This window comes from Bacteroides sp., from assembly GCF_030151085.1.
In the GTDB taxonomy this organism is placed as follows: Bacteria; Bacteroidota; Bacteroidia; order Bacteroidales; family Bacteroidaceae; genus Bacteroides.
Map to the genome: position 1 here is coordinate 1 of NZ_JASLER010000116.1, position 4,526 is coordinate 4,526.

At 48.3% G+C, this 4,526-nt stretch carries 4 protein-coding genes; all 4 read left to right on the plus strand.

All coding sequences use genetic code 11. The features are described from left to right. On the plus strand, positions 1-737 hold a 737-nt coding region (gene msrB / locus Q1W14_RS21990), incomplete at its 5' end, for a peptide-methionine (R)-S-oxide reductase MsrB (RefSeq protein ID WP_300705052.1). 218 nt (positions 738-955) lie between these two features. Then, positions 956-1,210, plus strand: coding sequence for a hypothetical protein (locus Q1W14_RS21995; RefSeq protein WP_300705054.1), 255 nt, complete (start codon positions 956-958; stop codon positions 1,208-1,210). A gap of 170 nt (positions 1,211-1,380) precedes the next feature. Further along, positions 1,381-2,436, plus strand: coding sequence for a hypothetical protein (locus Q1W14_RS22000; protein ID WP_300705056.1), 1,056 nt, complete (start codon positions 1,381-1,383; stop codon positions 2,434-2,436). 175 nt (positions 2,437-2,611) lie between these two features. Beyond that, positions 2,612-4,375 (plus strand): DnaB-like helicase C-terminal domain-containing protein, encoded by a 1,764-nt coding sequence (locus Q1W14_RS22005; RefSeq protein WP_300705058.1) that lies wholly within the window; start codon positions 2,612-2,614, stop codon positions 4,373-4,375. Positions 4,376-4,526 lie beyond the last annotated feature (151 nt).

The following is a 4,526-nucleotide window of genomic DNA, read 5'->3' on the forward strand; positions in this document are numbered from 1 at the left end:
AAACCATCGACCCTACCAGTGTAAACAAGCAAGGTAATGATAGGGGTACTCAATATCGTACAGGCATCTATTACACCGATCCGGCAGATTTATCGGTCATTCAGGAAACGGTACACCGTTTGGCTGCAACTTATACCCGTCCGCTGGCAGTAGAAATGAAGCCTTTGGAGAACTTCTATCCGGCAGAAGATTATCATCAGGATTATCTGGATAAGAATCCGGGCGGGTATTGCCATATTCATCCTGAGTTATTCGACTTGGCGCTTAAGGCTAAAATGCCGAAGAAATCTGCCCCCGCTTATAGTAAACCGGATGATGCGGCCTTACGTTCCAAACTTACTCCGGAACAATATGCCGTGACTCAAAAGAATGCAACCGAGCCGGCTTTTCATAATGATTATTGGGATGAACACCGTCCCGGAATTTATGTAGACATCACTACGGGTGAGCCTTTGTTTGTTTCAACCGATAAGTTTGATTCCGGTTGTGGTTGGCCCAGTTTCTCAAAGCCGATTGACCGTAAACTTATTCAAGAGAAAATGGATACATCTCATGGCATGGTGCGTACAGAGGTTCGGAGTGCTGCAGGCGATGCCCACTTAGGACATGTCTTTACAGACGGTCCGGCGGATAAAGGTGGTTTACGCTATTGCATTAACAGCGCTTCGTTGCGCTTTATTCCTAAAGATAAAATGAAGGCGGAAGGATATGGAGATTACATCGACTTGGTAAAGTGATGTTTCGTTGGAAAAATGCGGGTTTATGACGAAGCATTGCGCTATCGTTTTTGAGTTTTAAAAACATTGTTTGCATTCGATATGTTATCATATCATAAATAAACAGTTTTCAAATAGTACGATTATGGCTAAAAAAGCCTTATTTGGAAGGTAAAGTATTTTTGTGGTAAAGGTTTCCATGTTGTTTTGAGAAAGAGAATGAAGACTTGAATTGCGCAATGGAGTGCTTGTTGCAGTGTCACAGTTGTTTACGTGTGGAATATGAAGAGCTTATACCTTTCTTGACCCCATTCGTGCATCTGCTGGTCAGCAACAATGAGGGAGCAAGACTGTATGGATTTCGCGCACTTGCCAATACCCTGCATCTGCTTATAGATTTCATGGATGCGGATGGAAGTGGACATATGTTAAGTGCCAGAAGTATTGAAAAAGAGCTATATATGCTGTGCTCTGAGTTATATCCGAAGGACTAATTCCTGTTTCCTTTTTTGATTTCCAAATAATACAAAAACGGCTTTTTTCGCGAAAAGCCGTTTTTGGTATATTGGTATATATGTCGGATCTTTGCAGAGTCAAAAAGATAAATTATTTAAAACAGAATTAAGCAGAAATGAATAAGCACTTTTACCTTAAACATGAGATTATGGCTTTCAATGATCCCCGCATCCAGAACATGCTCCGTCAGGAAGGCGGCAAGGCTTACGGCGCCTACTGGTATATAATGGAAAAACTGAGCCTGCTGCCTGATATGGAAGCGGAACTGAAATACCTGAAACCTTTCGCCACTCGTAATTTTACCTATCCTTATATGATGAAGATCGTCACGAATTTCGGTTTGTTCACCGTCACCGACAGTTGTTTTTCACCTGTGCAACTCAATACGAAATGCGTTGCAGAACCGCAAAAAGTAGAAGAAAACACTGCGGAAAACAGTGGGCAAAATGGCAAAAAGTACCCGGACAATGATGTAAAACCGGGCAAAAATGCCGGCTTTTCGACGAAAAACAGGCAGACAATGGACAAAAATCGCGATGGAAATGAATCTGAAATAAATCGCAATACTCCGAATATCAGTGGTTTATCGAATGAAAATCTACAGCATAAAGAGAATATAAGAGATATAATAACAACAGCAGCAAAAGAAAAAGAAATATCTGCTGCTGTTGATCGTAATGATACCGGTGTCCCTGCCGATACCGGTGTCTCCGCCAATGCTTCCGTTTCTCCTTTTTCCGGCGGTAGTACCCTTCACGCCATTCGTCCCTGGCAGGAATTGGTGGACGGGTTGTGCCTGGAGAGCAGCTGGGCGGAAATAGCCTGCATGAAGAGCGGGTATGGTGGTTTGCTGAGCCGGTACTTCAAAGAGGCTATAGGCTTTTTCAAGCAGCACATTCTGCTCTACGACAAGGGCCCGTCCTTGCTGAACAGTAGTGACGTACACCAGTATTTTGCTAACTTCACGGCTCCCGGCAGCCGTACTTCGGCCTGCTTGCATGCAGAGCTTTTGAAGCTGGAGGCTGCCGAGCAAAGCCATTCCCTCGACCCTTACCGCTTCGAGAAGCGTATCGGCGGGCAACGCACCTACATGGGTTGCCCCATCCCCGACGAAGCACCTCCCCGCCCGGAAGACAATGCTATCTGGAACGACCGGACGAAGCAATGGATTCTTCCCCGGCTTAGGAGCAAAGCGGCTTCGTGAAGCGACGAAATCCGTCTCACGGGACGGGATGAGCTCGCCCCGTGGGATGACAATAATCCTTCCACGGGACGAAAAGAACGGTCTCGTGAGGTAAAAAACAGACTTGAACAGACTTTTATTTTTCAGGCAGAAGAACAAAAGGACAAAATAAAAAAACTCCGTCAAATACACTACAATGAGAGATTTCCATTCCCTCGGCATCGACGTCAACCGACGCACTGCCGGCCACATCAAAACCACTTGCCCCCACTGCACAGAAACCCGCCATAACAAGCGTGACAAATCCCTTTCCGTCAATCTGGACGACGGTAAGTTCCTTTGCCACCACTGCGGCTGGAAAGGCTGTGTCCCCGACGAAACCGAACTCCGCGAACGCCGCCAAAGGGCGGAGTCGCGCAAACGGCAGCAAGTACCTCCCGCCCATTTTCGCCGCCCGACCTTCGACCCCACTCGGCTGACACTTAGCGAAAAGACCGAGCACTACCTCGTTTCCACCCGCTACCTGTCCCAGTCCGCCATCCGCGACCTGAGAATCACCGAACAGGAAGAATTTATGCCCCAGTCCGGCAAACTGGAGAACTGCATCTGCTTCAATTACTTCGAAAGCGGTGAATTGGTTAACACCAAATTCCGAAGCGGACAGAAGCATTTCAAAATGGTGAAGGATGCTGAACTCATCCCCTACAACATAGACTCCATCCTGGACACACCCGAATGTATCATCACCGAGGGTGAACTGGATGCCGCCTCGTTCGTCACCATCGGCCGTCGGGATGTCGTATCCGTGCCCAGCGGTGCCAACAGTAACCTGACTTGGCTGGATCGTTTCATTCCCACTCACTTTGAAGATAAGAAAACCATTTATATCGCCGTGGACGAGGATTCCGCCGGCCTGAAACTGCGTGATGAGCTTCTCCGCCGCCTGGGAACGGAGCGTTGCCGGATTGTGCATTTTGGTCCGGGGTGCAAGGACGCCAATGAGCATCTGGCTCAATTTGGTGCCGGGAGTCTTGGTATCTGCATAGAGCAGGCTGAGGAAATCCCTTTGGAAGGAGTCTTCACTGCCGAAGAGCTCGCCGGGGAGCTGCGTGCCCTCTACGAGAACGGCATGAGTAGCGGTGCCGAAACTGGTTGGGAGAATTTCGATAAATATTGTACGCTCGAGCTTCAGCGTCTGTTGCTAATCAGCGGCCGTCCCGGTGACGGTAAGTCGGAATGGTTGGACGAGCTGGTAATGCGACTTTGCCTGCGCCACCAGTGGAAGGTTGCCTATTTCAGCCCCGAGAATATGCCCATCGTGTATCATCACCGTAAGCTGATTGAGAAGTTGACGGGTTTCGGATTTAATCCCAGTATCGGGATGACGGAGGAGCTTTACCAAAAGTCTGTGCAGTTCCTTACGGAAAATGTGTGCCACATCCTTCCGGGCGATGAGGATTATTCCATAGACACGATCCTGCAGAAAGCCCGCGGGTTGGTAGTGCGTAAAGGTATCCGTATCCTGGTTATCGACCCGCTGAACCGCATCGACCAGCGCCTTCCGCCGGGACAGACGGAGCTTCAATACCTGTCTTCACTGCTGAACAGTCTGAGCCGCTTTGCCACGCACTACCATTGCCTGGTCATCCTTGTAGCCCATCCGCGCAAGATGAACCGCAATCCGCTGACGGGTGTCATGCCCTGTGTGGGGATGTATGACATCTTCGGTTCCTCGGATTTTTATAACAAGGCCGATTTCGGTATCATCGTGGAACGTGACGATCAGAAAGGATTGGTGACGATACATGTTGAGAAGGTGAAGTTCAAGCATCTGGGTACTCCCGGCAATGCGACTTTCGTGTATAACATTGTAAACGGGCGCTACTCGCCTTGTGAAGAGGGGGCGGGCGATAGGCCCGGCCCCATAAATACGCAGTTTGACAATAAGGCGTGGATTTAAGGTATGTCTGGAAAAGAAAGGGATAGAGTGATTAGTGTTTAGTGATAAGTGATTAGCACCATTCGGTATATGATTTCAATGGATTCTCTGTACCGGAGACACAACAAATGATGCGGGAACTGTATACCGAATGGTGCTAATCACTTATCAC

Bases quoted from the DNA above. Each gene is read 5' to 3' on its own strand.
- Q1W14_RS22000 (WP_300705056.1), top strand. From the start codon at position 1,381: ATGGCTTTCAATGATCCCCGCATCCAGAACATGCTCCGTCAGGAAGGC.
- Q1W14_RS21995 (WP_300705054.1), top strand. From the start codon at position 956: ATGGAGTGCTTGTTGCAGTGTCACAGTTGTTTACGTGTGGAATATGAA.
- Q1W14_RS22005 (WP_300705058.1), top strand. From the start codon at position 2,612: ATGAGAGATTTCCATTCCCTCGGCATCGACGTCAACCGACGCACTGCC.